General features: G+C 65.8%; 35 protein-coding genes. 11 read left to right on the top strand and 24 right to left on the bottom strand.

The window, feature by feature from the left end; all coding sequences use genetic code 11:
* Positions 1–83: 83 nt before the first annotated feature.
* From CFB81_RS22605 to CFB81_RS22595, 3 genes are read left to right on the top strand one after another with little or no spacing between them, the layout of a single operon-like run.
* Positions 84–1,478, top strand: a complete 1,395-nt coding sequence (locus CFB81_RS22605; RefSeq protein ID WP_069617898.1) for a DUF1800 family protein — start codon at positions 84–86, stop codon at positions 1,476–1,478.
* Between the two features lie 2 nt (positions 1,479–1,480).
* Entirely contained in the window at positions 1,481–2,638 is a 1,158-nt protein-coding gene (locus tag CFB81_RS22600) for a DUF1501 domain-containing protein (RefSeq protein ID WP_089436589.1), read from the top strand.
* Positions 2,639–2,695: 57 nt separating this feature from the next.
* Positions 2,696–2,914 carry a YXWGXW repeat-containing protein gene (locus CFB81_RS22595; RefSeq protein ID WP_069617896.1) on the top strand — a complete coding sequence of 73 codons (219 nt, stop codon included), beginning with the start codon at positions 2,696–2,698 and terminating at the stop codon, positions 2,912–2,914.
* Between the two features lie 83 nt (positions 2,915–2,997).
* Here CFB81_RS22595 and CFB81_RS22590 read toward each other — a convergent pair whose 3' ends face one another.
* Positions 2,998–4,194, bottom strand: coding sequence for a tyrosine-type recombinase/integrase (locus CFB81_RS22590; RefSeq protein WP_089436588.1), 1,197 nt, complete (start codon positions 4,192–4,194; stop codon positions 2,998–3,000).
* 296 nt (positions 4,195–4,490) lie between these two features.
* On the opposite strand from CFB81_RS22590, the gene CFB81_RS22585 reads away from it, so the two are divergent.
* Positions 4,491–4,871, top strand: a complete 381-nt coding sequence (locus CFB81_RS22585) for a DUF4377 domain-containing protein (protein ID WP_069617894.1) — start codon at positions 4,491–4,493, stop codon at positions 4,869–4,871.
* Positions 4,872–4,880: 9 nt separating this feature from the next.
* Here CFB81_RS22585 and CFB81_RS22580 read toward each other — a convergent pair whose 3' ends face one another.
* Both CFB81_RS22580 and CFB81_RS22575 read right to left on the bottom strand, forming a co-directional pair.
* Positions 4,881–6,269: an MFS transporter gene (locus CFB81_RS22580; RefSeq protein ID WP_089436587.1), complete on the bottom strand. Its 1,389-nt coding sequence runs from the start codon at positions 6,267–6,269 to the stop codon at positions 4,881–4,883.
* Between the two features lie 91 nt (positions 6,270–6,360).
* Entirely contained in the window at positions 6,361–7,638 is a 1,278-nt protein-coding gene (locus CFB81_RS22575; RefSeq protein ID WP_256976300.1) for an acyltransferase, read from the bottom strand.
* Positions 7,639–8,152: 514 nt separating this feature from the next.
* Between CFB81_RS22575 and CFB81_RS22570 the strand changes: the two genes are divergently transcribed.
* Positions 8,153–8,389 carry a DNA-binding protein gene (locus CFB81_RS22570; protein ID WP_089437106.1) on the top strand — a complete coding sequence of 79 codons (237 nt, stop codon included), beginning with the start codon at positions 8,153–8,155 and terminating at the stop codon, positions 8,387–8,389.
* 63 nt (positions 8,390–8,452) lie between these two features.
* Here CFB81_RS22570 and CFB81_RS22565 read toward each other — a convergent pair whose 3' ends face one another.
* The 5 genes from CFB81_RS22565 to CFB81_RS22545 are packed head-to-tail and all read right to left on the bottom strand — an operon-like array spanning position 8,453 to position 11,600.
* Complete coding sequence (locus CFB81_RS22565; protein WP_179236040.1) at positions 8,453–9,532, bottom strand: tyrosine-type recombinase/integrase; 1,080 nt, start codon at positions 9,530–9,532, stop codon at positions 8,453–8,455.
* On the bottom strand, positions 9,532–9,723 hold the full coding sequence (locus CFB81_RS22560) for an excisionase (protein ID WP_027791759.1): 192 nt from the start codon (positions 9,721–9,723) through the stop codon (positions 9,532–9,534). Before CFB81_RS22560 ends, CFB81_RS22565 begins: the two co-directional genes overlap by 1 nt.
* Positions 9,724–9,767: 44 nt before the next feature.
* Positions 9,768–10,478 (bottom strand): hypothetical protein, encoded by a 711-nt coding sequence (locus tag CFB81_RS22555; protein WP_089436585.1) that lies wholly within the window; start codon positions 10,476–10,478, stop codon positions 9,768–9,770.
* Complete coding sequence (locus CFB81_RS22550; RefSeq protein ID WP_089436584.1) at positions 10,471–10,671, bottom strand: hypothetical protein; 201 nt, start codon at positions 10,669–10,671, stop codon at positions 10,471–10,473. The genes CFB81_RS22555 and CFB81_RS22550 overlap by 8 nt, the downstream gene beginning before the upstream one ends.
* Positions 10,668–11,600 carry a phage Gp37/Gp68 family protein gene (locus CFB81_RS22545; RefSeq protein WP_089436583.1) on the bottom strand — a complete coding sequence of 311 codons (933 nt, stop codon included), beginning with the start codon at positions 11,598–11,600 and terminating at the stop codon, positions 10,668–10,670. Before CFB81_RS22545 ends, CFB81_RS22550 begins: the two co-directional genes overlap by 4 nt.
* Between CFB81_RS22545 and CFB81_RS22540 the strand changes: the two genes are divergently transcribed.
* From CFB81_RS22540 to CFB81_RS22525, 4 genes are all read left to right on the top strand, one after another.
* A complete protein-coding gene (locus tag CFB81_RS22540) occupies positions 11,599–12,258 on the top strand; it encodes an HNH endonuclease (protein ID WP_089436582.1) in 660 nt (219 codons plus the stop codon). The genes CFB81_RS22545 and CFB81_RS22540 overlap by 2 nt on opposite strands.
* A 77-nt stretch (positions 12,259–12,335) precedes the next feature.
* Entirely contained in the window at positions 12,336–12,920 is a 585-nt protein-coding gene (locus tag CFB81_RS35700) for a hypothetical protein (protein WP_143328630.1), read from the top strand.
* A 145-nt stretch (positions 12,921–13,065) separates the two neighbouring features.
* A complete protein-coding gene (locus CFB81_RS22530; RefSeq protein WP_089436580.1) occupies positions 13,066–13,266 on the top strand; it encodes a hypothetical protein in 201 nt (66 codons plus the stop codon).
* 27 nt (positions 13,267–13,293) lie between these two features.
* Positions 13,294–13,554 (top strand): DUF1488 family protein, encoded by a 261-nt coding sequence (locus tag CFB81_RS22525; RefSeq protein ID WP_089436579.1) that lies wholly within the window; start codon positions 13,294–13,296, stop codon positions 13,552–13,554.
* A gap of 2 nt (positions 13,555–13,556) precedes the next feature.
* On the opposite strand, the gene CFB81_RS22520 is transcribed toward CFB81_RS22525, so the two are convergent.
* From CFB81_RS22520 to CFB81_RS22505, 3 genes are all read right to left on the bottom strand, one after another.
* Positions 13,557–14,006 (bottom strand): hypothetical protein, encoded by a 450-nt coding sequence (locus tag CFB81_RS22520; protein WP_089436578.1) that lies wholly within the window; start codon positions 14,004–14,006, stop codon positions 13,557–13,559.
* Entirely contained in the window at positions 14,003–15,187 is a 1,185-nt protein-coding gene (locus tag CFB81_RS22515; RefSeq protein WP_089436577.1) for a hypothetical protein, read from the bottom strand. Before CFB81_RS22515 ends, CFB81_RS22520 begins: the two co-directional genes overlap by 4 nt.
* 292 nt (positions 15,188–15,479) lie before the next feature.
* On the bottom strand, positions 15,480–17,381 hold the full coding sequence (locus tag CFB81_RS22505; RefSeq protein WP_089436575.1) for a DNA cytosine methyltransferase: 1,902 nt from the start codon (positions 17,379–17,381) through the stop codon (positions 15,480–15,482).
* A 142-nt stretch (positions 17,382–17,523) separates the two neighbouring features.
* Here CFB81_RS22505 and CFB81_RS22500 point away from each other — a divergent pair, with 142 nt between their 5' ends.
* Positions 17,524–17,856, top strand: coding sequence for a hypothetical protein (locus tag CFB81_RS22500; RefSeq protein WP_089449582.1), 333 nt, complete (start codon positions 17,524–17,526; stop codon positions 17,854–17,856).
* A gap of 310 nt (positions 17,857–18,166) precedes the next feature.
* Positions 18,167–18,790 (top strand): hypothetical protein, encoded by a 624-nt coding sequence (locus tag CFB81_RS22495; RefSeq protein WP_143328629.1) that lies wholly within the window; start codon positions 18,167–18,169, stop codon positions 18,788–18,790.
* Positions 18,791–18,799: 9 nt separating this feature from the next.
* Here the strand turns inward: CFB81_RS22495 and CFB81_RS22490 are convergent, their stop codons facing one another.
* The 13 genes from CFB81_RS22490 to CFB81_RS22445 all read right to left on the bottom strand — a co-directional run bounded on the left by CFB81_RS22490 (position 18,800) and on the right by CFB81_RS22445 (position 26,568).
* The gene (locus CFB81_RS22490; RefSeq protein ID WP_089437105.1) at positions 18,800–19,240 is read right to left on the bottom strand and encodes a zinc-finger-containing protein; all 441 of its coding nucleotides are present in this window, start codon (positions 19,238–19,240) and stop codon (positions 18,800–18,802) included.
* 83 nt (positions 19,241–19,323) lie between these two features.
* Complete coding sequence (locus CFB81_RS22485; protein WP_089436573.1) at positions 19,324–19,935, bottom strand: 1-pyrroline-5-carboxylate dehydrogenase; 612 nt, start codon at positions 19,933–19,935, stop codon at positions 19,324–19,326.
* The gene (locus CFB81_RS22480; RefSeq protein WP_256976337.1) at positions 19,932–21,677 is read right to left on the bottom strand and encodes an AAA family ATPase; all 1,746 of its coding nucleotides are present in this window, start codon (positions 21,675–21,677) and stop codon (positions 19,932–19,934) included. Before CFB81_RS22480 ends, CFB81_RS22485 begins: the two co-directional genes overlap by 4 nt.
* 17 nt (positions 21,678–21,694) lie before the next feature.
* Entirely contained in the window at positions 21,695–22,579 is an 885-nt protein-coding gene (locus CFB81_RS22475) for a DNA translocase FtsK (RefSeq protein WP_089436571.1), read from the bottom strand.
* A 30-nt stretch (positions 22,580–22,609) separates the two neighbouring features.
* On the bottom strand, positions 22,610–23,809 hold the full coding sequence (locus CFB81_RS22470; RefSeq protein WP_089436570.1) for a hypothetical protein: 1,200 nt from the start codon (positions 23,807–23,809) through the stop codon (positions 22,610–22,612).
* An 11-nt stretch (positions 23,810–23,820) separates the two neighbouring features.
* The gene (locus tag CFB81_RS22465; protein ID WP_089436569.1) at positions 23,821–24,630 is read right to left on the bottom strand and encodes a PD-(D/E)XK nuclease family protein; all 810 of its coding nucleotides are present in this window, start codon (positions 24,628–24,630) and stop codon (positions 23,821–23,823) included.
* Positions 24,627–24,926 (bottom strand): KTSC domain-containing protein, encoded by a 300-nt coding sequence (locus CFB81_RS22460; RefSeq protein WP_089436568.1) that lies wholly within the window; start codon positions 24,924–24,926, stop codon positions 24,627–24,629. The genes CFB81_RS22465 and CFB81_RS22460 overlap by 4 nt, the downstream gene beginning before the upstream one ends.
* A gap of 92 nt (positions 24,927–25,018) precedes the next feature.
* Positions 25,019–25,162 carry a hypothetical protein gene (locus CFB81_RS36225; RefSeq protein ID WP_009927940.1) on the bottom strand — a complete coding sequence of 48 codons (144 nt, stop codon included), beginning with the start codon at positions 25,160–25,162 and terminating at the stop codon, positions 25,019–25,021.
* Entirely contained in the window at positions 25,159–25,326 is a 168-nt protein-coding gene (locus tag CFB81_RS36220) for a hypothetical protein (RefSeq protein WP_179236038.1), read from the bottom strand. Before CFB81_RS36220 ends, CFB81_RS36225 begins: the two co-directional genes overlap by 4 nt.
* The gene (locus CFB81_RS36215; protein WP_179236036.1) at positions 25,323–25,499 is read right to left on the bottom strand and encodes a hypothetical protein; all 177 of its coding nucleotides are present in this window, start codon (positions 25,497–25,499) and stop codon (positions 25,323–25,325) included. The genes CFB81_RS36220 and CFB81_RS36215 overlap by 4 nt, the downstream gene beginning before the upstream one ends.
* Positions 25,499–25,744 (bottom strand): hypothetical protein, encoded by a 246-nt coding sequence (locus CFB81_RS22455; RefSeq protein ID WP_089436567.1) that lies wholly within the window; start codon positions 25,742–25,744, stop codon positions 25,499–25,501. The genes CFB81_RS36215 and CFB81_RS22455 overlap by 1 nt, the downstream gene beginning before the upstream one ends.
* Positions 25,741–26,091, bottom strand: a complete 351-nt coding sequence (locus CFB81_RS22450; RefSeq protein ID WP_089436566.1) for a hypothetical protein — start codon at positions 26,089–26,091, stop codon at positions 25,741–25,743. The genes CFB81_RS22455 and CFB81_RS22450 overlap by 4 nt, the downstream gene beginning before the upstream one ends.
* Before the next feature lie 48 nt (positions 26,092–26,139).
* Positions 26,140–26,568 carry a hypothetical protein gene (locus tag CFB81_RS22445; RefSeq protein ID WP_256976298.1) on the bottom strand — a complete coding sequence of 143 codons (429 nt, stop codon included), beginning with the start codon at positions 26,566–26,568 and terminating at the stop codon, positions 26,140–26,142.
* Positions 26,569–26,998 lie beyond the last annotated feature (430 nt).

The raw sequence follows: 26,998 nt of genomic DNA, 5'->3' as shown, positions 1-26,998 counted from the left end.
TCACAAAAAATATTTCCCTTCCCGCGACGGATTTTCCTGTGTGCTTGCGTTGAACGTCAGTACGCACCGCAAGAGAGCCCGTCATGGACCACCCGAACGACGCCACGCCGGCCGCGATCGCGCTGAACCGCTTCGGTCTCGGCGCGCGGCCCGACGAAGCACCGCCCGCCGACCCGAAGGCCGGCTTGCTCGCCCAGTTCGACCGCTACGACGCCCGGCCCGCCGCATGGGCGAGCGAGCCGGACGCGATCACGCTCGCCACGCGCTTCGCGAACACCCGCACCGCGATGACGAGCGACGACCCGGCCGCGAAGCGCGCAACCGCGCAATCGATCCGCCGCGACGGCTACGACGCGTATCGCAGCGCCGTCGCCGCGCGCATGAACAGCGCGCTGACGACGTCCGCGCCGTTCGTCGAGCGTCTCGTGCATTTCTGGGCGAACCATTTCGCGGTGTCGGTCGACAAGGGGCAGGTGGCCGCGTACGCGGGCGCGTTCGAGCGCGACGCGATCCGCCCGCACGTGCTCGGCCGTTTCGAGGACATGCTCGTCGCCGTCGAGCAGCATCCCGCGATGCAGGTGTTCCTCGATCAGGCGCGCTCGGTCGGCCCCGACAGCCCGGCCGCGCTGCGTGCGCAGGCACGCAATCCGTCGGCAAAGCGCGGGCTCAACGAGAATCTTGCCCGCGAAATCATGGAACTGCATACGCTCGGCGTGCGCACCGGTTATACGCAAACCGACGTGACGGAATTCGCGCGTGCACTGACCGGCTGGAGCGTGGCCGGCGGCCGCGGGCCGCAACCGGGCGATGCGGCGCCCGGCGCATTCGTGTTTCGCCCGAATCTGCACGAACCCGGCACGCGCACGGTGATGGGCCGCGCCTACGATCAACCGGGCGAAGCGCAGGCGCGCGCGGTCCTGCACGACCTCGCGCGATCGGAGGCGACGGGCCGGCACATCGCGTTCCAGCTCGCCCGTCATTTCGTCGCCGATACGCCGCCGCCCGCGCTGACCGACCGGCTCGCGCGCGCATTCGATGCGAGCGGCGGTGACCTGCCGACCGTCTATCGCGCACTGGTCGACGCGCCCGACGCGTGGTCGCCGGTCAACCGCAAGTTCAAGACGCCGTGGGAGTGGGCCGTATCGTCGCTGCGGGGGCTCGGCTGGCGCGATACCGCTGATCTCAAGGCCGCGCCGCTGCTCGCGCAACTCGGCCAGCCGGTGTGGCGGCCGGGCTCGCCGGCCGGCTACGACGACGTCGCCGCGAGCTGGGCGGCGCCCGACGCGCTCGTGCGCCGCGTCGAGATCGCGCAGCGCCTGGCCGCGCGTACGGGCGACCGGCTCGATCCGCGCACGCTCGGCAACACGCTGCTCGCCGGTTCGATGAGCGCGCCGACCGCGACCGCGCTCGCGCGTGCCGAAAGCGCGACGACGTCGCTCGCGCTGCTGCTCGTGTCGCCCGATTTCCAACGGAGATGACCATGGCACTGTCCCGCCGACAATTCCTCCGCGTGGCCGCCGCCGGCGCGGGCGCGATCCTCGTCGCGCCGCGGATCGCGTTCGCGAACGTCGAGACCGACCGGCGCTTCGTGTTCGTGATCCAGCGCGGCGCGGCCGACGGCCTGAACATCGTCGTCCCGTATGCGGAGCCCGCGTATGCGTCGCTGCGCGGCCCGCTCGCGATCGACACGGCGGCCGCGACGCGACTCGACGGCACGTTCGCGCTGCATCCGTCGCTCGTGCGGACTGCGCAGCTGTACCGCGACGGTCAGGCACTGTTCGTCCATGCGATTGCGTCGCCGTATCGAGACCGCTCGCATTTCGACGGCCAGAACGTGCTCGAAACGGGCGGCCGGGCGCCGTATCAGGTGAAGGACGGCTGGCTGAACCGGCTGGCCGCGCTGCTGCCGGCGACGCGCGACAACGCAATCGCATTCGCGCCGACCGTGCCGCTCGCGCTGCGCGGCACGGTGCAGGCCGCGTCGTATGCGCCGTCCGGTTTGCCGGCCGCGCCGGACGATCTGCTCACGCGCGTGTCGGCGCTCTACGAAGCCGACGCGCAGCTCGGCCCGTTGTGGCAATCCGCGATGGAAGCGCGCGGCCTCGCCGGCGACGCGCATGCACGGCAGGACCCGGCCGGCGTCGGCAAGCTCGCCGCGACGTTTCTCGCACGCGACGACGGCCCGCGGATCGCGATGATCGAGACGGGCGGCTGGGACACCCATAGCGCGCAGAACGCGCGGCTCGCCAATCAGTTGAAGGCGCTCGACACGATGCTCGCCGCGCTGCGCGACGGCCTTGGACCCGCGTGGCAGCAGACCACGGTGCTGGTCGCGACCGAGTTCGGCCGCACGGCCGCCGCGAACGGCACGGGAGGCACCGACCACGGGCAGGCGTCGGTCGCGATGCTCGCGGGCGGCGCGGTTGCCGGTGGTCGCGTGATCGCCGACTGGCCGGGACTGCGGCCGGGCGACCTGTACGAAGGGCGCGACCTGAAGCCGACCGCGTCGCTCGACGCGCTGATCGCGGGCGCGGCCGCCGACAGCCTGCGGCTCGATCCGCGCCGCACCGCGTCCGCGTTGTTTGCGGAAAGCGGCGCGACACGGCCGATGAGCGGCCTGATTCGCGGGGGCGCGTGACGCGGGGCATGCCGTGTACGGCCCGATCAACCCATTACACAACAGGGAGAATCGACAATGAAGATCCAATCCGTTTCGCTGGCCGTGCTGGTGAGTGCGAGTGCCTTACTGATGTCCGCCTGCGTGGTCGAGCCCGTGCGGCCGCCGCAGCCCGCGCCGGTCGTCGAGGTGGCGCCGCCGCCGCCCGCGCCCGGCTATCGCTGGGCGAAGGGGCACTACCGGTGGGCCGGCAATCACTGGGCGTGGGTGCCGGGGCACTGGGTGGCCGTGTACTGACACCGCAAGCGTGTCGACATGCGGTGCGGCGAGATCAACGTGCCGGCGGCAAGCGAGCGTGCGAAGTGCCGCAGCAACGCAGCCTAGTCCCACCCGATCCGGTGCTTCTCCTCCGTCTCGCGATGGCGCCAGTCGTCGTCCGCGTGAAGATACTGGCTCGTCGTCGTGAGCGACACATGGCCGAGGTTGTCGCGCACGAGCCGCAGGTCGACGCGGCCATCGGCCATGTGCGAGCCGGCGCTGTGGCGCAACCAGTGCGCGGATGCCTGTTCGAGCACGCGCGCCGCCTGCTCGCCGGCTTCGTCATTCGCGCGCAGCCGGTCGGCCGCGTGCCGGAACACCTGCTTCACGATCCGGTGCAGCGCCGCGCGCGTGAGCGGCTTGCGCGCCTGGCCGATCGGCAGCACGAGCGGCGTCGGCTCGCCGTCGCGCGGCAGCGCGGGCAGGCCGTGCGCACGCCGGTAGCGCGACAGCTCGGCCATCATCTCGTCGGTGGCCGGCACGAGCCGCTGCCGGCCGCCTTTGCCCGTCACGTCGAGCCACCAGCGCTTGTGCCCGTTCGCGTCGCGCCGGCAGAAGAATTGCCCCATCGTCGTATCGGCCGCTTCGGTAATGCGCAGCCCGCCGAGATACAGCAGCGTGAAGAGCCACCGCGCGCGGTCCGCATGGAAGCATGCGCGGGCATCGTCGCGCGGCATCGCGGCGATTGCATCCTTCACCGATTGCCACAGCGGCTGTCCGAGATGGCGCGTGACGCGCGGCGCGGGCCGGCGCTGCCGCTGTCGCGACAACGCGAGCGGGTTGCCGGCCAGATAGCCGGCCTGCACGAGCCACGAGAACATCACGTTCAGGATCACCAGCGCCTGCCGCTGGCTGGCTGCCGACAGCGGACCGTAGAACGGCCGCCAGCGCGGATCGTTGCGCGGATGCTTGCGGCCGCCGTTCGCGCACCATAGCTCGGCCGGCGCGGGTGCGAGCAGGAACTGCCGGTAGACGACGAGATCCTCGTGCGTGAGCGACGACAGCGGCTTGCCGCATGCGATCACGGCCCACAGCAGCAGGCGCTCGGCTTCCTTGCGGTAGTTCTGGAACGTGGTCGGCGTATCGACGAAGCGCGCGAGCCACGCGCGCACGGCGTCGAGGTCGTTGGTCGCGGCGATCTGCGGGTGCGCGCTGCCCGAGCGATTGGTGCCTGAGCGTCCGTCGAGCGTGGCCGGTACGGTCAGCGTATCGATCGGCAGCGGGCGGAGTGCAGTGTCGGGCGAAGAGGATGAGGTCATGCGAAGGAAACGCACTGCGCGAATCGCGCGGGCGTGGCCGGGCGGACGCAGGCAGCGCACGAAAGCGTAGCGGGAAGCGCCGATGGTACACGATCACCATATGGTGAAGCCGCCGTCGACGGCGATCGTCGCGCCGGTGACGAAGCGCGAGGCGGAACCGGAACACGGTAACGTATCGGCTCGCACGCGACATCCGATAAACGAGGGCAGTCGAGCACGTTCAGTCAGGTGTTTGTGAACCTTCTCACCGGGCGGTTCGTCTAATTGCCCCTCCAACGCTCGCAGAGGCATACCAGATGATTCACACGATCCGAACGCTGCTCGGCGCGGCCGTCATTGCCGGCAGCACGCTCGTCGCCGGATGCCAGACCGACGCCGCTGCCACCGCGTCGAGCGCGGCGCGCCCGGCCGACGGCAAGCCCGTGACGAAGACAGTCTATGTCGCGCCGCAGTCCGCGCGCTGCACGGGCGTCGCGCCGATGGAGTGCCTGCAGGTGCGCAGCAGCCCGAGCGAGCCGTGGAGCCTGTGGTATGCGGGAATCGAAGGATTCGCGTACCAGCCCGGCTACGTGTACACGCTCGAAGTCGACGAATATCGCGTCGCGCGTCCGCCGGCCGACGGTTCGTCGATCCGCTGGGTGCTCAAGCGCGTCGTCGAACGCCGCCAGGTGAACTGACGGCCGCGATCACGCGGAAGGCCGCGCCGCCGCACCGGCCGGCGGCGCGGCCGCATCGATCCGCCGGAACACGACCGACGACAGCAGCGTCACCGCGCCCATGCACGCGAACGACAGCATGAACCCGTGCGCCATCGAGCCCCGATCGGCGGCGAACAGATTGACGAGCCCGCCGCCGATCGACACGCCCAGCCCCATCGCCAGCATCTGCATCATCGTGAACAGGCTGTTGCCGCTGCCGGCATCGGCATGGGACAGCCCCTTGAGCGTCACACCGTTCATCGCGGCGAACTGCATCGAATTCGCCGCGCCGAACACGATCAGCAGCACGCCTTCCAGCACCGGCGCGGGCCGCGCCGACACCAGCGCGAACCCCGCGATCGCGCAGCCGACGATCCCGGTATTCACGACCAGAAACGCCGCATAGCCGAAGCGCTTCACGAGCGGCGCGATCCAGCGTTTCGCGACGACGCCCGCGATCGCGGCCGGCAGCATCATCAGCCCCGATCGCAGCGGCGTATAGCCGAGCTGCACCTGCATCAGCAGCGGCAGCATGAACGGCACCGAACTCGTGCCGATCCGGCACAGCAGGTTGCCGAGCAGCCCCGAGCCGAAGTTCGGCTCGCGGAACAGCCCGAGCCGGAACAGCGGCTGCGTGCGGCGTCGCGCGTGAGGCAGGTACGCGAGCGCGCTCGCCAGCCCGAGCCCGGCGAGCCCGGTCGCCCACGCGGCGCGATGCGCGGACATCGGCGGGTCGATCGCGAGCGACAGCGCGATCATCGCGGCGGACAGCAGCGCACAGCCCACGAAGTCGAACGGCGGCGGCTGCGTCGCCTGGTCGTGCGGCAGGTAGTGTTGCACCGCGATGAAGCCGATCATGCCGACCGGCACGTTGACGATGAACACCCAGTGCCACGAAATCGCCTGCGTGAGCCAGCCGCCGAGCGTCGGCCCGACGATCGGGCCCAGCTGGCCGGCGATCGACACGAACGCGATCGCCGCGACGTACTGCTCGCCCGGCACGCGGCGCAGCACGGCGAGCCGCCCGATCGGCAGCAGCATCGAGCCGCCGATGCCCTGCACGGCGCGCGCGACGACGAGCTGGCCGAGCGTGTGCGACGCGGCGCAGCCGATCGACGCGAGCACGAACACGAGGATCGCGACCGAGAATACGCGGCGCGTGCCGAACCGGTCGGCGAGCCAGCCGGAGGCTGGCGTGAGCATCGCCATCGTCAGCGTGTAGACGACCACGACGGGCTGCATCGCGAGCGGCGACGCATGCAGGCTTTGTGCGATCGACGGCAGTGCGGTGTTGACGATCGTCGTATCGAGCGACTGCATGAAGAATGCGGCGGCGACGATCCAGAGCAGCGCGGAATGTGTGGGTTCCCGGGACATGGCGAAATCGGTGGTACGAAAGACGGGCGCCGGCGTACGATGGCGCGGCGCCCGCCGGGCCTCAAGCGCTCGATGGTACCGATTCCGCCGGTCATCGGGAAGCGGTCTCGCCGACCGCATCGAGGGCATGTTCGTCGTCGGCGGGACGCTGCTCGACGCGGGACACGCGCGTCGGCTCGGCCGCGCGGCGTGCCGGGCGCGCGTCGTGGCGCTTGGCGATGAACGGATGCTCGACGTAGCGGTAAGTCAGCAGCGAACACAAGACGGCGACCAGCGCGCATGCGAGCGCGAGCGCCCAGATGCCGGAATCGCCGGCCAAATTGATCGGGAAAACGAATTTGTTGAACGCGTGAATGATCAGGTACACGATCACCATGTGGATCATGTAGATGCTGAAACTGGCGGTGCCGAGCAGCGCGAGCGGCCGGGTATCGAGCAGGCCGTAGAACGTGTTCCCGCTGGCGATGCAGAGAAACACCGGAAGTAGCGGCAGCGCGCCTTCGATCGAATAGCGTTCGGCCGGGGACGGCGACATCGCGAGGATCAGCAGCGCGACGGTCGCCGCCGGTTTCGTCGCGAGCCGCGCGCGGATCGCGGGGTGCCGCGACACCTCGTAGGCCACCGCGCCGAGCGCGAACAGCAGCGCCATGCCGCCGGGCGGCCCGAACAGCGCCGCGCAGGCCGTGACGATCGCGAGCGCGAACAGCTTGCGCCACGCGCGCGTGGCGACGAACCATGCGAGAAACGGAACGGCGACGTAGAACCGCCATTCGTAGGCGAGAGTCCACCAGACGCCGCTCAGATACGGCGTCCGCTCCGCTCCGTTGATCGGGAACGCGCCGAACCAGCCGAGCGACACGGTCTTGAGCAGGTCGGCCAGCAGCTGCGTCGGTGCGCCGACGGCGTTGCGGGGAAACCAGTAAAGCGTGCAGATGACGATGACGGCTGCGTAAAACAGATAGAGCGGCGCGAGGCGTCGCACGCGTCCGACGAAGAAGGTCCGTACGTCGAGCGCGCCTCGGCATGCGCGTTCCCAGAACAACAGCCCGGTGACCATGAAGAACATCGCGACGGGAATCGTCCCGAGATTGCGCAGGAAATCGGTGCCGGCACCCCAGACGCCGGTCGACAGCAACGCCTGGTTGCACGCGAAGTGATGGAAGACCACGGAGATGGCCAGCAGGCCGCGGAAACCGTCGAGATTGCGATAGCGCATCGACAGCGACTTGTCGACGGCCGACCGGTAGAACGGCACGTGCCGGGCGACGAGCCACGCGATGATCGCCACGGCCGCAACGCATGCCGGGAAGTAGAGCTTGTCGGGTGTCGGGGAGAACAGGGTTTCCAGAGAGGGCGTAACAAAGTCCACTGAAGAGCGTCTCGTGTCTTGGATCGGGATTTCAGGCACGGATGGTCGGATGGTCCGCGTCGATGCAAGGTCTTCTGCGCGCTTCGCACGGCTTTCGATCGCCGGTCTTGTGATCCGATGGTATCAAACGATTGCGACGGTCGCGGGCGATGCGGCGGCCCGTTGTGCAACACGATGTTTCAGGGGCGAACCGATGCAGCGCCCGTATTCGTCATGCTTGTCGCCTGCTGTGCTCGCTTCGCAAATCCCGTTCCTCGCCCGGCCGGACATTCATCGCGGTCGATGGCATTCGACTGGCCATTCGGTCGGCTTCCGCATCGTCCCGCCGGGGCTTACCTTGAGCGACAGCAGTTCGATGCGTCGGGCCAGCGGCGGAAGAGGGGCGGATTCCTGCCGTTCTCTGCCGCTGGTCTACGCCGACCCCCGGGGTCCGTCCGGTCATGAAGGTGATAGCAATGCTTGCAATTTACCCTCATGACGCTATCATTGATAGCAAAACTGGATGGAGGTACTCATGGCAAATCTTCTGGTGCGTAACGTGGATGACACTATCGTTCAAAGGCTGCGCGAGCAGGCCGCGGCCAATGGCAGGAGCGCCGAGGCCGAACATCGAGCCATTCTGGCCGAAGCGCTGGGCCGGCCGAAGCGGCGCACCTTCGCGCAAGTGCTGATGAGCATGCCGGAGGTGGGCGAAGACGCGGATTTCCAACGTGTTCAGGATTCAGGCGAGGTCAGGCGTGTTTTTGATTGAAACATTCGATCGCCCGGAAACCCTTGTCGCATAAGGGCGTGTTCAGAACCTGTTCAGAATTCGTTAAGAACCCACCTTCACACGAATAGGCTCAATCCCTCGCGCATCCGCGTAGGTTTCGGCGGATGTGTCCGACATGTGGCCCAGCAGCGCCTTCGTGTCGACGTTCCCTTGCTTGTCATACAGCCGCTTCGAAAGGCTTCGGATTTCATGGAACGACGGCGCGTTGCCGTCCGGGATACCGGCCTTCTTGCGAGCGCGCGCGAACGCTGCCGAAACTACCCCCAAGCCAACCGGCGCGCCCGGCACCGTTCCGTTTTTCCTCCCCGTGTAGTGGATCAGATACTGGCTGATGACGCCGGTCTTCTTGCACCGCGCTATCACGTCTGCGAGCGTCATCCCAATCGCATCGAGCCGCAGCGACGTCGGGATCTCGACGACCACCCCGGTTTTCTGTCGCGTCACGCGCGCGTGCCCGTGCCTGATCCACGAGCGCTCCCATCGAGCGCAGGTGGACCGATCCTGACCCGACACCAGGGCGAGCAGCATCGCGTTCTCCAACCAGCTTGCCACCCTCGGCGCCTGCTCCAAGATTTTCCGGAACGACTCCGGCGTCAGCCGGGCACGTTGCGTCTTGAACTTCACACCTTCGGTAAGCGCCGCGGGGTTGGTGCTCATCCAGCCGAGCGACACCCCGCGCCGGCATATCGCCATTGCACGGGCGCGCACGACTTTCGCCAGCGCGGTCTTGCCCTCGGCGAGAATTGCTTCGATGATGTCCGCGAAGTGCTTCGTCGTCAGGTCAGCGCACTTGACCTTGCCGATCTTCGCTTCGAGCCGGCCATCGGCCAGCTTCCGACTCTGTGCGGTGTTGTATTTCTCGGAGACTGGCATCTTCTTGAGCAGCTCGCTGAATGTCGGAGAATCGCTCTCGATCCGCTCGGCAAGCGTCTTGGCTGACTTTCCGGTTGCGACGAGCATGTTCGCTTCCGTCGCCTCGTAGATCGCCTGTGCGAGCGGCACGCGCCCGAGAATGTGCGTCTTCTTCGTGCGTGGGTCATACCAGGTGAAGTAGCCCGGGCGTGGCTCGTGAAGGTGCTCGGGCCAGTTCGCACGTGTGCGAACGCGAGGGCGTGCTGCCATCATGCAATCCTATGGACGAGGCGAGGGCGGGCGCTGTCTTGATAGACGGCGTTCTGCTCGACGTAATACGCGTTCCCAACCTTGATCGGAGGCGGGTAGATCTTGCCCTCCTTGATCCATCGCGAGGCCGTGCGCATTGCGGGCGCCGGGCTGAATTCTCGGGTGAGCCAATCGCTCAGGCGGATTTTCATATTCATCCCCATTGAGTACGAGATAGTTTTCGGAACAGAGAATCTCAGGCGATGCGCCTGAACTCGACGACCCAGACCCACGGGTTCGTATCCCAGCCATGCCCGCGCGCGGCGTTCAGGCTGTCCCACAGGTCATGGAAGGCGCGGATGCTCGGCGGCCGGAAGGCTCCGGCGCTGTAGCCGCGCATGTGATGGTCCTCGATCGTCACGCCCTCGGCGCGCGCGTCCGGTTCGGTGATGCTCTGCAGGCGCTCGACGCGTATGGCGGTGATCTCGAGCAGCGTGCGCGCCGCAGCGCGCGGCATGAAGATCGACGGCCGGCGCCACCACGCCGGCGTTGCGTCGCTGCGCGCCGCGTGCGGCACTGCGTCGTCGAAGCGGTACTCGCGGCCTGTTTGGAGCGTCATGTCGACGAAGTGCCACTCGTCGCGCTCCTTTTTCGCGCTGTAGCGGGTTTCCCAGCGACCGTATGCAATGTGCGTCTTCCGCACCCAGAGGCGATCGCCGGCCACGCCGTAGGGGGAGGGAATCTGACGGCTTTCCTCATTGCCGCGGAGCGCCCACCATGACCCGGTGCTCGGATCCTCGAAACCCCAGCACGCCGGGTCATTCCAGTCTGGGCCGTCCTTCGGGCCACCGCCGATGAAGTCGATGGAACTGCGCTTCGGAATGGCGATGCGTCGCGTCTGCGACTTCCGCCCGGCGCGCGCGGCGGCCGACATCGGCTCGTTGAAGAGGATGGGGTGCTCAGTCATAGTCGAGCTCCTTCGTCTCGGCGAACGTTGTAGTCGCGAGACGCACCATTGCCCCGATGTTGGAGGACAACTTCCACGACGGGTACGTCGTCGCGAGCTGCGCTTGCAGCTTCTTCCATTCGCCGAGAGTCATCGTCATGGTCAGCGTCATCGGCACGTCGTCGGGCCGCTGAATCTTGAACTCGGATTTCATCGTGCCTCCGGGAATTCGTCGTGCGTGCGGCCGTCGAGGTGGCGGCCGGCGGTCTTCTTGCCGATGCGGTACACGGCCGGCTCGTCGTCGTAGCTCAGGCCGTCATGCTCGCTCGGCGTCATCGTGCTGAACGACCATTCATCGCCAAACCAGTCCGCAACACGCTCGGTCCGCGTCGGCCGGCCGCCGCAGTTTTCGCCAGGCGCCCACTCGCCCCATTGTTTGAACAGGAACGGCACGCCGGCAGCAGCACACTGGTCGCGGAGATTTCTGGCCCAATCGGGATGCATCGGCCGCGCGTTAGCGCCGCTTTCACCTCCACAGATGACCCAGTCAGGCATCAGCTCGGTAGGTATTTCGCCGAGGTCACCCAGCATTGGCTCGACGCTCCAGAACCGCATGCGCGCCGGCACGGCGAGGAGCTTTTCGGCATCGCGCAGCATCTCTTCGCGGTTCACGATCGTTGCGCCGATCGAGACGTTGTCGTGCAGGCGCGGCCTTTCGATGCAGTCGAGGTCGAATTGGTACTGAGCGGCTTCGCTGACCATCGACATGACGTTGCCGATCCGCTTCGTCAGCAGCAGCCAATCGAGGTTCGGCGTGTCGGCGATCAGCCGGAACAGGTCCGCGCGCCACGCGGGATCCACAGCGTTGTCGAACACGTCCGCGAGCGACGCGCAGAAGACGCGCTGGCGCCGGCCGTGCGCGGCGAAGAACTCCGCGTGCCGCGCGTTCCAGCGAAGCGGCTGTCGCCACGTGGCCGCCGACGTGCGCACGCGCTCGCCGTGCGCCCCCCAGACGACCTTGTGCAGGCGCGTGTCCATCATGTGCTCGGCGTAGCAGTGGTCGCATCCGGGCGACACCTTCGTGCAGCCAATCCATGGCGAGAAGGTATGATCGGTCCACTCAATCATCGAATTTTCAGCCATGGCTCAGACTCCGGAAGGGACTTTGAAAATTGCCGCCAAGAAGGCCGGCATGGATTTGGCCACGTTCATCGCGAAAAGCGAGAAGGAAAAGCGATGCACGTCGTGCAAGCAATGGAAAGATCGTTCGCTTTTTAATCGTGACCGTACGAGACACGATGGCCTCTCGGCCAAATGCCTCGGGTGTAGCCGCGTGAAAGCTGAAGATCGAGTCGTTACAAAGGGGCGACAGTCGCCGATGCGCGGCAAGAAGTTCTCGGCAGAGGCTCGTGCACGCATGGGTAGACCGAAGGGTTTTGCTAGCCCAATGAAAGGCGTTCCACGTAGCGCCGAAACGAAAGCGAAGATCAGCGCAATCGTGCGGGAGCGTGCGCTTCGGGGGCCGGCAGCACCTCGTTACATCGATGGCAAAAGTGCCGAGCGTCAAAATGGACGGGCCAGCTTGGAGGCCAAACGTTGGCGGTACGACGTGATGTCGCGGGATGGCTGGATGTGTATCCACTGCGGCGACGACAAAGGTGGGAATCTTGAAGCTCACCATCGCAAGGAATGGGCGGAATATCCCGAGCTGCGCTTCGACGTCAGCAATGGCATTACCCTCTGCCGCGCGTGCCATTGGCTCGCTCACGCCTACCATGGGTGCGTGCCAGGGCTGAATTAACACGTGGTCGCACGATTCGATTTTGGTGTTCTCGGTCATGCTAGGATCCCTCTCCGAAATCCAAAGTGGGGGATGTGATGAACAACTCGGATATTGGAGACGAGGGCAACATTGATAACTCAAGCCTCGTCGAAATTCCGTTTCCAGATCGGAAGCGTCAGAGCTTCGGAATATCGAGCGCCCGTGATTTGCTGGCGAAGATAGAACGAGAACTTTCGGAATTTGAAGGTTGCACTCATTTTGTTCGCGCCGGTGATCACGCGTTCAACCTCTGCCTGTCGCTTTGGCATATGACCGATTGGGCATTTGCTGACATGACCCCGGATGAGTGCTGCAAAGCCCAGCAATTTCTCGGTACGGTGTTCAACAAACCGAGCGAATTCAGTGTTGCTGTGCAGAAGGCTGAGCCGGCTCTCAAAATCTGCCGAATCATGGCGACAGCCTCGAAGCACGTCGAAGTCACAAAGTTTCCCGAGCCATCCCTCGACACGATGATTGACATCTACGCGCACGCAACAGATGTCGATGCTCCGATTATTCTTAAATGGGGAGTAAGTATTGAGGGAGCCTCGTATTCGATGCTTGACGTTTTCAAACGTGCCACATCCTTTTGGACGAGCTTTTTCGTTGCAATCGGATGGCCTGCCGACAGACGAATATGAATTGGGAGGTCCGCTCATGAAAGGCCCCCTGCAGCGCGCCGCGTCTGCGCCTTCCGGCCTTCGAGAATGATTCGCACCATCGGGCCGCTGAACAAAGTTGGGAGTTCGGTCATGCTAGGATTCCGTCGAAAGAGGGGAGGGAAACATGAAGGCCAGCAGCGAACGAGCGCGATTGGAGAACCTTCTCGCCGATGCGCAGCGGGAACTGGAGGCGGCCGCCGCGGCCGCTGACCCATTGAAGATGTCGGGTGATAGGCCTCCTGACGAGGCAGCGCTCACGCGATTCGAAGTGGCGAGCGCACATGTAAAGTCGCTCGAGCTTGCGATTCAAAACCTCGCAGACTGACGCGGCCTACACAAACAGGAGACCGCCATGGCGTACGAACCGACGCCAGGCACGGAACCGATTGTGAAAGACGGTGACGTCCACTTCTCTCTGACCGTCAACGGCGTCGTCCAGCGCTTCTGCGTTTCGCGAGAGGCACTGGACGATCACTTCGGTGACCCGCCGGGGACCGCATCGGATCGGCTGGCCGCGTTCGAGCGCGGGAAAGAGCGGATCTACCAGGCGGCTGCCGGCAAACTGGGAGTTCCTGGGAGCGGCGTCCTCGTCGTGGGCACGTTCGATTTCTGACCTTATTGGCCGTCTCCTGCGCGGGCGGCGTCGATGGCGCGCGCTGGTGCGCCGAGCGGTTTCCAGTGCGTGTACGGCGGCTGTTCGCGCGGTAGTCGGCTGCCGGCCGGCGCTTCCGAATGGGTCCATTCATAGTGATCAGTCCACTGGCGCCAGCATCCGTCGTTGAGCATGTCGAAGTCGTAGCACTCGGGATGCTCGGGCGATTCTGGATCCAGCCAGAACACAATCACCTCAATATCGGCCGGTGCGGTGTCGATCGGCTGCCGCGGCTCTCCTGACACGTTGCACGCCGTGCACACGCCGCGCCATTCTCCCGTTGCGTCGTGCGCGTCGCCGATGTTGTCGCAGGCCGAGCAGCGCACCGTCAGCTCCGGATACAGCTTCTCGCGCAGGTGATGGGGCAGCCCGGCCGCGCGGATCTCGAATACCTCGACGTCGGTCAGCTTCATTGGATCTGACCCGCGCCGATCGCGTCGACGGCCTCGATGAACTTGCGATGCTCGTTCTCGCGCTCCCACCATGCGAACATCACGTATCGCCTGACCCACATCTCGGACGTTGTGTCGACGCCTACGTTGTCGATGAGATTCGGGTGCGAGAACGCGACGGATCGCGTACGTTGAATCGCGCGGCGCTCCGTGCGTTCCACATAAACCTCCGGCTCGCCGTTCTTCATCAGCGCGCGCCAGCGCGTTCCGTCCCGCTGATCGTCGGGCGACTCCTCGGCGCGCGGCTCCGGCAGGGTCATGTCGCCGTGCTGGATCTTGATCGCGTTGTCGAGCGCGTTGACGTGCTCGGTCGTCAGCGTCTGCGAGCGGTCCGCTTCTATGACGGCGAGCGCGGCAGCGATGACGCCTGTCGATGCGCGCGGCCCCGGGTTGCCCGGATGGGCGGTGAGCAGCTCGAGCTCAATTGCCCGCGCGAACCGATGCGCCCATCCGATCGAGGGATAGCGGGACTCGCGATAGAGTTCGGTGATCCGATCGCTCGTCAGCCCCTCCCGAGCGTCTGCCTGCGCGGGAGCGTTCCGGATCACCTTTTCGACACCAGCTGAGCCAGCTTTACGCCATGCTTCGCCGATTTCTTCGCGCGTCAGAACGGGGGCCTGCGCGGGAGGCTGCGGTCCAGCGTAAAGCATCGTTCCCGGCGCCAGGCTGGCGATGTCGCGATGGCGCCAGGCGATACCATTGATGCCGCCAACGGCGTTGATGCGTGCCACAGGTTCTGCCGCGTCCGCGATGGCGCGCTCCCGTCGGCAGGAGCCGTCCGTGCGCTCTTCGCACGGGCCCACGCCGCTGCACATGCACGGTGTCGGCACACCAGCGAGCCGCGCGCGCAGCCACGTTGCGACGTCTTCACCCTGCTGGCATCCGAATTCGCTACAGATTCCATGCAACAGGTTCAGATTCACGCGCACCGCGTTGTAGACCCAGCGGGCGATCGGGCGCAGCGGATCGCCGTCCTGCTGTGGCTCGATGGCGTCGAGCAGGTCGCGCACGATCTTGACGCTCGCCGAACTGTCGTTCGTGAGTTCGTCGATGTTGTCGCCGCCGTGCTCCGCGTCGTAGTGGTGGCGGATGAACTCGCGCAGCTGGTCGACGGTATAGCCGCCGTAGGTGTTGGTGGTCATGGTGTGAGCCTCGATGGTCATGCGAAGAGGTCGCCCTGTTTTTTGCCGCTCGACTCCGCGAGGTGCGTAGGGCAGAAGTGGGCATCGGCGCCGACCTGATGCGCATGCGCCGCGCACAGGGGCCGATCGCATGTCTTGCCTGGCTTCGTCTGGAAATCGCAGAGGAAGTCGCTCGGCGCGTCGCAGCCGTCGACCGAGCAGCGACACCCGCGCTTACGACCGCGCGTGCAGATGATTCCGGACATGCCGCCGGGAACGCGAAACGGGGTGCAAGGCATCAGGTGCCTCCGTTTTAGAAGGTCTGCGGCGCGACGGTCAGCGCGATCGCGATCGGGCGCACCCAGACCGGTGTCGACGAAAGCCGGAACGTCTCGCCGGATTCGGCGAGCAGCAGCGTGGTGCCCATCACCTCGGCGATTGCCTGCGCGGCGTCCGGCGGCACGGCGTTGCCGATGCGCTCGCGCCACGCCTGGTCGGACAGTCCGTCGAGTTCGAGATACTCCTCCGGCTCGACGAGAGATTGCAGGACGGCCAGCTCGAGCGTGGTGAACGGCCGGTGCCATGTGCCATTGAGCGCGCGGATCACGGCGACGGTCTTCTCGTTCGCCGCGGGCATGCGCGGATCCGCGACGGACCATCGCCCGTTGTCGTGCCCGGCGGCGGCCGATACTGCGCCCGTGTGCTGGTCCCAGCCGACCACGCCGTAGTGGCCGCCGGTCAGGTACGCGTCGCCGCGCTCGCGGCGCATGCCCGGGCGCGGATCGGCTACGGCGAACGCGCCTTGACCGCTGTCGCTGCGCGCGATGACCGTGCCGGCCGGCTCGTCGAATGCGGTTACGCGGTACTTGCCGGCGCCTTCGAAGCCGGTGCTCGCGCGCGGATCGGCGACCGCGTACGCACCCTGGTCATCGCCGCCGATCACGGTGCCGGCGTGGCCGGCCCATTCGGTCACCTTGTACTTGCTGAACAGCGGGCCGGCCGGCGGCCGCGGATCCTGTACGCATTGGCCGGTTCCGTGCGCGCTGGTGACGGCACCGGCCGGGTCGCGCCACGGGATGATGCGGAATTCGTTGTTGTGCTTGGCCGGGCCTTGGTGGCGCGGGTCCGCGACGCTGAAGGTTCCTTGCCCGGGCGACTTCTGGCCGGTGATCGTGCCGGCGTGGTCGTTCCAGTCGAGTACGCCGTACTGCTGGTATTGCGCGGCGTCGGCCGGCCCGCGCGGGTCGGCGACCGAAAAGGTGCCGTTGCCAGGGCGGCTCGCGCCGGCCACCACGCCGCACGGTTCCTCCCAGCGGTTCACGCCGAGCACGCCGTTGTGCATGTCCGGCACGATCAGGTAGTCGCGCAGCTGGCCGTTCTCGACCGCGAGCTTGTTCAGGCTGCGCCAGTCGCTACCCGCTTCGACGAAGGCGAGGCGCACCCACGTTTTCCACTGCAGCGACGGCACGCGGTGCATCGGGCCGGCGGCCTCGACATCGCCCGGCAGCGGCATGCGGCCGAGCAGCGTGCCGACTCCCTGCAGGCGCTTGACCGGCGGCTCGTACAGGCACGCCGGTACCTTTTCCATGTGCCGCGCGACGAGCAGGAATCGCTTGCGGCTCTGGGCGAGGCCGGCGATCACGCCGCAGTCGTGCGTCGTCTCGTTCTTGGCATAGCCGTAGTGCTGGAAGAGCTGCCCGATCTGGTCCAGCAGGTGGCGGCCGCGCGTCGCGAGCCGGGGGACATTTTCGAACACGATCAGCTCGACCGGGTCGTCCTTCCATGCCTCGCACATCAGCCATACGCAGCGCAGCGTCAGCTCGTTGAGAGCCTGGTACTTCGGCGTGCGGCTGAGCGTCTCCGACAGCAGGCCGGACGCACCCTTGCACGGCGACGAGATGAACACGCAGTGCGGATGCAGGTAGCCGGCGGCGCGGCGTACGTCTTCGGGCGTGGCCTCGCGCCATCCGGTCGGCGGCTCGACGCCGTGGAACGCGGTGTACTGCTCGCGCGTGAACAGGTCCATGACCGTGCACGGCGTGCCGACCAGCGTCTCGAAGTCGCGCGCGGCCGCCGGATCGTTGTCGATGCCGCCGATGCAGCGCCACGTCGCGGTCATGTTGCCGACGTGAGAAGTTGCTTTGGTGAAGCCCTTGGCGCCGCCGCCGAGGCCGCAGCAGAATCCGAAGCTGTTGAAGACGCGCTGAACGTTCATAGATGTCGGTGTAGTTCAAAAAAACGGGCGCCGTGCTGGCCGCCCATAAAAGAAGCCGCGCATCCGAGGCAACGGAACTTGCGCGGCTTTTGGGCAGGTGGGTGTGCTACGATCTCAAATCGAAAAACTATTCGGGGAAGGCATGAACGAGATCACTGCATTGTGTAAAGTCGCTGTTGAATCCGCTTTGGAAGTGAGAGCGACGACGCCAATCAGTAGCGGCATTCGCATCGATGATGGGCCGCTGAAGGGATACGTCGTGCTCTTTAGTCGTCGCGTCCTTCGGGTCTTCGAGCAAATCAGTAACGATGCGACGGCATCGATTTCAGTGACCGCTGTGAGTCGAGCTATTCGAGATGACGCGGGATACATTGCCAAGACGAATCAAGTTCACCAGTTCCGCGGCATCAAGGTTTATCGCCCCAATAGAACCAAGAGGCTGACGATCAAAGCGAAACTGTTGGATCGAGAGTGATCGATCAACGGTACATCACCTAATGTTGGTATATGCGAGCGGTTGCCGACTTGAAACCCGCCCGCCGAGCTACGCAATGGTAGCCGTCTTTTATCGTCGTCGTTCAGTTGCGTGTGCCTCGCAATTGCTGCGTCCTCTATGTGCAGGGGCAGGACGGCCGCCGAACAAAGTTTGATCGCACGACCGCGTGAACGAACGTTGCGGCAACTGCGCCCGACACCAAACACCGAAGAGGTGCAAGCATCGATAATTGCTCGGGGCGCGTGCTACGATTCGCACTGAAATGTACGGGGGTGCGATGAAGCGAGCGATGTACTACTACGCATCAGGTGTTCTTATCGGTGCCATTTCCGTGGCCGCCTATCGATACGTCGATTGGGGCAACCTCAAGGCGGCTGATTGGGCTGCATGGGTCCAAGCGCTAGGAGCGATCGCGGCTATTGCCGGGGCATACTTTCTGGGCGAGCGGTCGGCGTCTCATCAGTTGGAAATTGCAACGCAAACTCGTGATCGCGAACTGGCTGAGCGGCGTTCGTCGCTGAAAGCGATCCTCGACGAGGTGTACGTACGGTTCAAGCGAATCGAACCTTCGCTAAACGATAACGGTGCGTTTAATTTTTCCGCATTTACGCAAGTAAGTGATGATCAATTGAGTCGGACACTCGATCTGCTTGATAAGGTTCCACTTTTTGAGCTGGATTCAGGCGAGTTGACGCAGGCAGTCATTACCATACAAACCGCGTGCATGAGTCTCACGCGATTGGTGAAACAGTTCAAGTTGCACCAAAAAGAAAAGCCCAATGAGTATCCGGGGGATGATATTGCCACCGCATTTATGAGGGGCAGCCTGGAAACTCTGGACGAAACGTTCGCGACCGTCGTGACGCTCACGAATGGGAAGTACCCGAAGTTGCGACCGCCATCGATCTTCTAATCGGTGGCGTCACAGAACCTGTCGACTCTTACAGATCTCGGCGACGCGATCGCATGTCGAGACGTCGAACCAGCCGATGTGACATTCCTCGTGGTTCGCGATGCCGAGTTGTTGGGCCAACCAGACGTATGCGTCGGTGCGCGTCATCGCGCCGGACTGCCAGATCGGGTTGAAGGCGGCTTTCGCACGTTTCCGCGCGTCACGCGTTGGCCCGTCGGCGAGCGTGCCGAGCGGGATCGCGGTGAAGGGGTGCAGGCCGACGTATGCCCGGCAGGAGAGACAGATGAACGCCCACGGCCACTCGCCATACTCGCGTCCGTAGATCGCCGAGTTGTTCACGATCTCGACGGGGCCGCCGTCGTACGGGCACGTAGTCGGTGCCGGGAGCCGGTTCTTGACGCGGGCGGTCGCGCGCCGTGATGGATTCCACGGTGTCTTCGTCGTATGCATGATCAATTCGAAAAAATGGGCGCAGTGCGAGCCGCCCGAATGCGCCGCGCAATCCGGGGCACGGAAGGCGCGCGGCGGTGCTGCTATCGGGGCATCCACTGCGTGCCGCGCACGATCCGGCCGACCGGTTCGAGCACAAGCACCTCGGATTCCTTCTCGCTGCGCACGAGCGCACTGCCGCGCCGCTGGACTTTCTCGAGCGACGCGTGACGCCGTGGTTTGCAATACCTGCCGACCGTCACGAACAGCGGCGCACGCGCGCCGACCGGCCCGAGCGTCAGCTCATCAATGCGGGCTTCGAGTGCCGCGGTATTCGCGCGCCAGGTGTCGGCTCGTTGCTGCGCGGCGTCGCGCTCGGCGGTGAGCCGCTCGACCTCGGCTCGCAGCTCTGCGATGACGGAGGTGGTGTCGGCCGCTACGGCCGACGGCGGCAGGCTCGCAATGGCCCCGGCCAGCGACAGAGCGACGACCGGCAGCGCGGCGTTGGCCGGTGGTGTCGGCGCGACGCCGCGCGCGAGCCAGTACACGTACTCGTTGCCGCCGCCCGCGCGCTTCTCGCGCTCGACGATCGCCTCGCCGAGCATCCGGTTGAGCTCCTTCGTCACGTCGAGATGCGGGAGCCCGGTTCCGGTCGCCACGGCCTTCGCTGTGGCTTCCGACGTCGCGGCGAGATACTTCTCGATGTCCTCTCTCACGCTGCCTCCCGTATTGCGTGCTGCGCGGCCGGCGCGACCTGACCGCCCTCGACCCAGAACGCTTCGATGGCTTCGGGTAGGCCGGCGGGCGGCGTCTTCAGGCTCATGAACACGAGCGCCGTGTCGATCTGCTCGGTGTAGGCCAGGTCGTCGAGCCAGTAGAGCAGCCGATCGCGCTCGGGGCCGACCAGGACGTCGGCGCGATCGAGCACGAGCAGCTTCAGGCCCGAGAAGTGGCTGATCGCCGCGGCGATGTGCGCGTCGACGCGCCAGCGCTCGGATTCGGACAGCAGGGCGTAGGCGCGCCCGTCGGCGAAGATATCCATCTCCGGCGTGATCGTCACGTCGGCCCATTCGGACATCTCGGCGAGCGCGACGAGGCGCTCGTTCATCGGCGTGAGCGCTTCGCTGAGCAGGTTGGCCGGGATGCCATTCGGTGCGAGCGCGTCGGCGATTGCCTCGTACGCCGCGACGTCTTCGTGTAGCGCCGCAGCTTGCTTCGCCAGATCGGCGGCGCCGGCGGCGCGCCGTTCGATTTCGCGGAGCGTCGCGATGTCGGTGTCGAGCTGCTTTCGGCTGCGTTGGAGGTCGGCCAGTTCGGAGCGCGCGGCGTCGCCGCTCTCGCGCGCGGCGGCCGCGCCGCTTTCCTCTGCGTCGTCTTCGAGTGCGCGCAACTGCGTCGCGGCCGCGTCCGCCGCTTCGACGTCGCGTTTGCGGTTCGCGGCTGCGTTTTGCAGCGTCTTCAGGCCCTGCTCATACTCAGGCAGCTTCGCGGCCGCGTCACCGTCGCGCGCGCCGGCTGCGGCCGCCGCCGACAGCACGCCGTTGAGGTAGCGCAGGAGCGCGCCGCATTCAGGGCAGGTGCATTCGGTGCCGGCCGGCGCCGCGCCGGCGAGCACACGAAGCGCCTCGACCTTCGGCAGAAATTCGGCGACCTGCTCGTCGGCGAGCTGCGCGAGTTCAACCGCCTTCGCGTAACCGGCTGCGCGCGTGCGCAGGCCGGCGATTTTCGACGCGCGCGCACGAGCCGCGGTGTCCGCCGCGTCGGCGGCGCCGATCTGCTGCTGCAGTTCGCCGATCCGGTCGTCGAGCGCCGCGCGGTCGCCCGTGAGCTTCCGCAACGCCGCTTCGTCAAACTCGACTACCGCCGGGCGCCACGTGGCTGCCTTCTGGCTGCCGTACGTCTCGCCGGTCGCGGTGCGCCACGACTGCTTCGCGCCGCGCGCGCGGTCGGCGGCTTCCTTCTGCGCCGCTTCAAAACCGGCGCGCAACATCGGCGTGATGGCCGCGAGCCGCGCGGCTGCCGCTGCCGGCACCGCATCGGCGCGGAATCCGAGCTTGCCCAGCAGCCGGGCGCGCATTTCGTCGACGCCGATCTTCACGCCCATCAGGTCGTACAGGAATGCGCGCCGCTCGGCCGGGCCCAGGTGCGCGAATCGCTGCGCGTCGAGCACCAGCGGAAGGCGCGGGTCCTCTGCGAGCTCGCGCTTCAGCTTGCCGGACGGCAGCATGACGCTGTTCGTCTGCTCGCCGCACGCGACCACGATCTGGCCGCCGTCGGCTCCCTCGGTGACGAGCGAGCCGTATTCCTTCTTCAGCGCGACGCGCACAGTGTCGCCGGTGAGCGCCATGCGCACGGCTTCCTGCAGGCTGCTCTTGCCGGCGCCGTTCGGGCCGGTGAAGAGGGCGACGGGTTTGGCGAGCCGGAGGTCCGCCGTGCGGATCCCGAGAACGTTCGCCACATAGATGTCGGTGATTTTCACGATTCCTCTCCCTGCGGTCCGCGCGGGCGCAGCACCGTGCGGCTGCCGTCCGAATCCATCGCACTGACGATGCCCTTCGCTTCGAGCAGCTCGACCAGCCGCGCGGCGCGGTTGTATCCGATCTTGAACTGGCGCTGCACGCTCGAAATCGTCACTTTCTGCTGCTCGATCACGAACGCTTCGACTTGGGCGTACAGCGGATCCTCGTTGCCGGAGGCGGCTTGATCCTCGTGCCACTCCTTCCAGCCCTTCACCCATGCGATGCACAGCTCGCCGGCCATCACAGGGCATTCGCTTTCGGGCTTGCCTTCGGCGGCCGCCTGCCGGCCGGCCTGATGCTGTTCGTCGATCTGCGCTTGCGTCGGGCCGTCGCCGAGCTTCGGCACCTCGCGGAATTCAGCGTCGACGACGTCGTCCCCGTCGGGCCGCTGACCGTCCATGCCGTCGCCGTCCTGATCGGTGTACTCGCGGCCGAGGTCCAAACCGCGCTGATCCGATTCGCCGCGGATCTCGTCCATGCCGCCGGTGTGCTCGTCGGGGTTTGCGACGACGACCAGCACGGTTTTCCCGCTGGCTTCGTAGAGCTCGTGCAGGTTCGGCTGAGAGCCACCGAATTTCACGACCGCCTTGACGCCGTCCTTGATCGTGATCTGGTCGAGGTCGCCCTGGACGACGATGCGGCCATCGCTCGCGATCAGGTGCGTCGCCATCTTCACGTTGTGCTCGACGCGTGCACGCAGCCGGTCGATGACGTCGTTTTGCTTCTTCTCGGACAGCTTCACCCAGACGTCGGGCATCAGCTTCATCTCGGTCACCAGCGCGGAAAGCAGGTCTTTGCCGATGCTGTCGGCGGTCATCTGGAGGACGTTCTTGTCGGTCATGTCGAATCCCTTGGCGGCGGTGAGCGCGCGTTAGTCGGCGTTGATCGGATTGCGCGGGCGGCGGCCGGCCGGCGCGGTCGTTTGAGCGGTTGCCTTGCCGGCTGCCGCCTGTTCGGCTGCCGCCGTGATGGCGCGCATGCGTGCCGAGGCGAGGGCGTTTAGTTCGGCCTTTGCGGTTTCGTCCGGCACACCGGCGATCGCGCTGCGCGCGAGGTCGAGGTCCTCGGGCGTCTTGGCGGACTCGATGTCCTCGCGGATGCCGAGCACCAGGCCGCTCACGTCGAAGTCGAAGCCGCCTTGGTCGCCGTCATCGTCATCGCCCGGTTCACCCTGGTCGTCGACGGGTTCTGCTTGCGAGTCCGACGACGGCGCGGCGTTTTCGCGCGATACGGTGGCGGGACCGGTTTGCGCTGGCGTGGCGCGCGAGACTTCCTCGGCCGGCTGCGCGCGGCCGGCACGCAACTCGTCGAGCGTCGAGCGGTTGACCGAGTAACTGCCGTCTTCGTGCACGTCGACGATGTCCGCCACTTCCTCGACGCTCGTCAGGCCCATCAGCAGCTCGGGCGCGTACAGCTTTCCGAAGAACGACGCGGTGCGGTACCGCAGCATCACCTCATCCATCGTCTGCCACTTGCTGCCGTTCTTCGTGTACCAGCCTTCCTTGACGGCCATCTCGATCGACACGGCAGGCGATTCGATCCGCTCGCCGGTCTCTTTCTCGATGGCCCACGCCACGCAGACCTTGTCGACGATCGGTACGCGCTTCGTCACTGTGCTGCGGTTGCCGTTCTCCCAGACCGTTTCGACGCGTTCGACTGTCTTGTCGCCGAGCACCTTGATGTCGAAGCGCAGGGGCGAGAAGCGACCGCAGCCGTTCACCGCGGCGATGATCCACTGCGACGACCAGGACGGCCGCCCCTCGACGATGTATAGGTTCTGCATCACCATCAGCGGATCGGCGCCCATGCGCTGCGCCATATTCAGCGCAACGACGGCGTTCGCGAGCGCGTTCGGGTTCTCACGCGATTCCTTCACGTTGCCGTACTTGTCGAGCTTCTCGATAACCTTGCGATACGCGGCAGGCACGAGCGTCGACGACGCGAGAAGATTCGCCGCGCGCTGCATCAGCTCGAACGACTGCAGCGAGCCGAATCCGGGGGCCACAGCGGGCATGTTGGCCTCGCGCGGCAGCGGCGAGCGGACGGATTCGAGAGTGGTGGGCGTGGACATGGATACCTCGGTTATTCGTGGAATTGGCAGGTGCCGTAGCGCGGGCAGTATTTCTTGTCGCACAACAGCGATTTCGGATTCGGATAGAAGCGACCAGAGCGGAACATGTCGGCGGCGAACTGGATCAGCCCCGGCGTTTCCTCGGTGCCGAGCATCACGCGCTTGGCGTTCTTGACCGGGGCGGTCGCGACCTCGGGCGTACCCTTCGTTTTTAGGCCGATGATCTCGGCGGTGTCGCCGATCTGCTCGCCGGTCGTGTGCTCGTACAGCAGCTCGTATGTCCCGATCTGCGGGCCGTGGCCCTTCGTGACAGCGACGCCCTGCGCGACGGCCTTCGATCCGCTCTTCAGGTCGGCGATGCCTGGGCCGAGCGCCGTGCGACGGACACGTGCGCGGTCCATCGTGCCGGTGAGGCGGACCACGATCCCACCGCCGCAGTCGATGTCGAGCGGCTTCGTTTCCATCTCGACCGCGACGAAGTCGTACAGCGGCGTGATCTCGAGGCAGTACTTTGTCGTGAGCGAGATGCCGATGCGCTCCGCTTCCTTCAGGCTGAGATCGTCGCTCGCAGGGTTGTACTCGTTCGATGGGTCGTGCAGCTTGTCGACGAACGCGCCGGCCGCGTCGTCGACGGTCAGGCCGGAGCCGTCAAGCACGCTCTGGTCATAGGCGGCCGTGCCTGCGTGGATCGCGGTACCGAGGGCGGCGCGCAGCCCGACGACGTTGCGCATCTTCAGGAGGTGGATTGCCTCCCACCTGTAGGCGCATTCGAAAAGTGCGCCCCAGCTGGATGCGCGCACGGTGTAGACCGAGGGAGTCATGCGGCCCCTACGGTTTCGGCATCGACATCCGCGGCCGGCGCCGGCATCTTCTCGATGCACACGTACGGGAAGCGGTCGGGGAACGGCTTGATGTGCTTGTAGAAGTGCGAGCCGAGCGAGTCGGCGGTCTTGAGCGCATCGAAGTTCGCCTGGGTGAAGCCGGTGTAGTGGTACAGCGACGTCGGCGCATTCGTCTTGCGATCCTTGAAGCGGACCGCGAGCGTTTCAGATTCGGCGTCGTAGCCGATGCTATGGATCTGCGACGACTCGACGGGCTGGGTGTCGATGGTTTTCATGTCTTGGAACTCCAGATAGAACGACGAGAGACGCGCATCGAACGGCGCGGCATGTGGCGGACAATGGGGCGCCGAGGGGGCGACGGCGGCGCTTAGAGGATTCCCAAGCGTTTGCTGAAGTAGTCGATCGCGATCGCGATAACCGCGACCGCGATGAAGATCGCGAGAACGAGTGCCCGGGCGGCACGCGGGTGTCGGCGCTCGAAGAGGTCAGCGTGGTCGGTGAAGCGGCTCATGCGGGCCTCGTGACGAGGGCAGTGATGGCCGTGCCGTCCGCGTTGAGCTTGGCAAGCACGAACGTGCACACCGCGGCGATCGTGATCGCGACGAAGTAACCGGCTATGGGATTCCATTCGAACACCCGGTCGAGCAGCGCGCCGAGGAGGTCGAACGGTGTCATCCGAGACTCCGCAGGTAGGGGCCGGCGACGTACGCGCCGTACCAGAGGAAACCGGCCGCCGCGCCGTACGCCGCCGCCCATGCCGAGCCCTCGAGCACGTAGCGCAGGCGCAATACAGGTGATTGCTTGTATTTGCGCGATACAGTCTGGAGGCTGTTAAGCGAGGCGCGCATCAGTGCCCCCTCCGTAGATTCCGCTCGGCAAACGTCGCGACGTTCTGCTTCGTGCGGTTGAGGATCTGATGCGCGATCGACTCGCTGCCAACCATGGCGATGCCGAGCGCCGCCTTGCTGATCAGCATTTCCATCACGTTCGCGAGCGCGTCCGGATTTCCGTATGCGCCGCAGCTGCGCACGTAATCAGCGATCAGCTTTTCAGCGAGGTCGCCGCATTGGGCAGGGGATTTGAGGGTGCTCATCGGTTGACTCCGGCGATGGTGATGTGGCGAACGGGATCGGACACGGGCATGGGTGCGCGGAAACCTGCCTTCGCCAGCGCGTCGTCGACCACGGCGCGGATGCCGGACGTGAGCACGGTCTTCGACGCGACCAGGTGCAGGGCGTCGATCAGGTGCGCCATCGGTTGAAGGTGTGCGTCGAGCGAGCGGTCGGCCGCGAGCGAGCGCGCATACGCGTCGGCCGATTCGGTTTCGCCCGCGTCGGACGGCAGTTCACCGTACGCGAAGCTCGAATCGGCCCGTTCCTGCGCCAGTTCCTTCGCGCGCTGCAGCCATGCTTGACCGAGCGTGTATTTGATCTCGTTCATGTGGTCTCTCAGTGTGGTTTGAGCGCCAGCCGTAGCGGGCGCGGGTGATCAGTCGTCGAGCGCGCGACGAACGGCGTGGTCGGTGCAGCAGGAAAAACCGGCGTTGCCGGGGCCGAACTTCTGGCCGCATCCCGAGCAGTAGACATTGGCGAAACGCGGCGCGGCGGCGGCGAGATCAGCGTCGGCGATGCGCTGCGCGATTTCCGCGTCGAGGACTGCCTTGCAGACGTTCCAGACCTCGTACACATCCTCGATCCTCCCGCGGCGCAGCGCGGCGTCGAGCACGGCGATCTGTTCAGTCGAGAACGGCAACACGTCGAACGTGAAGCCTTCGGCGATCGCTTCGTTGCGTTCGTCGCGCGCCAGCGCTTCGTCATCCGCCGCGGCCTGCAGCTGGTCGGCGTGTCGGTCGACCAGCGCGGGCAGCGTGCGGGCGTTGTGGTGATGAGGTCGAGGAGTGTGCATCGCGTCCTCCATTGAAAGTAGGATTGCTAATCAAATATCTGTCTTGAACTGCGATGGTGCTTGCGCAGCTCTCACTGGTGACGCCTCAGAAGAAGAACCGCCACCGGTCAGAACTGCATCACTCGCGCGCCCGACTACTCCCGGCCGTGCCGGCTCCGGGCCGCGCGAGGTTTGTGCCGATTACGACGCCATCGGTCACGTGGTGCTGGCTGTCTTGTGTCAGGTTCACTCGGGTATTGCATGCCGCTGCGGTTTTCCGCAGCGTCCGTCCTGACTCACGACGCTGATCGCGCCGGCCGGTTGCTCCGCGTGTGCGGTCCCGGCTTACCTTCGATTGTTAGAGAGCGATCCGCTTGGGGCGGTGGCGCGGCGTCGGTGTCGCGTTGAGGGAAATTATAACTAAAGTTATCGATGTGTCAATAACCAAAGTTATCGTGCAGAT

The organism is Burkholderia sp. AU28863 (assembly GCF_002223195.1).
Lineage (GTDB): Bacteria > Pseudomonadota > Gammaproteobacteria > Burkholderiales > Burkholderiaceae > Burkholderia > Burkholderia sola.
Note: the sequence above shows the minus strand (reverse complement) of the source record. Positions and strands in the feature narration are given on the sequence as shown.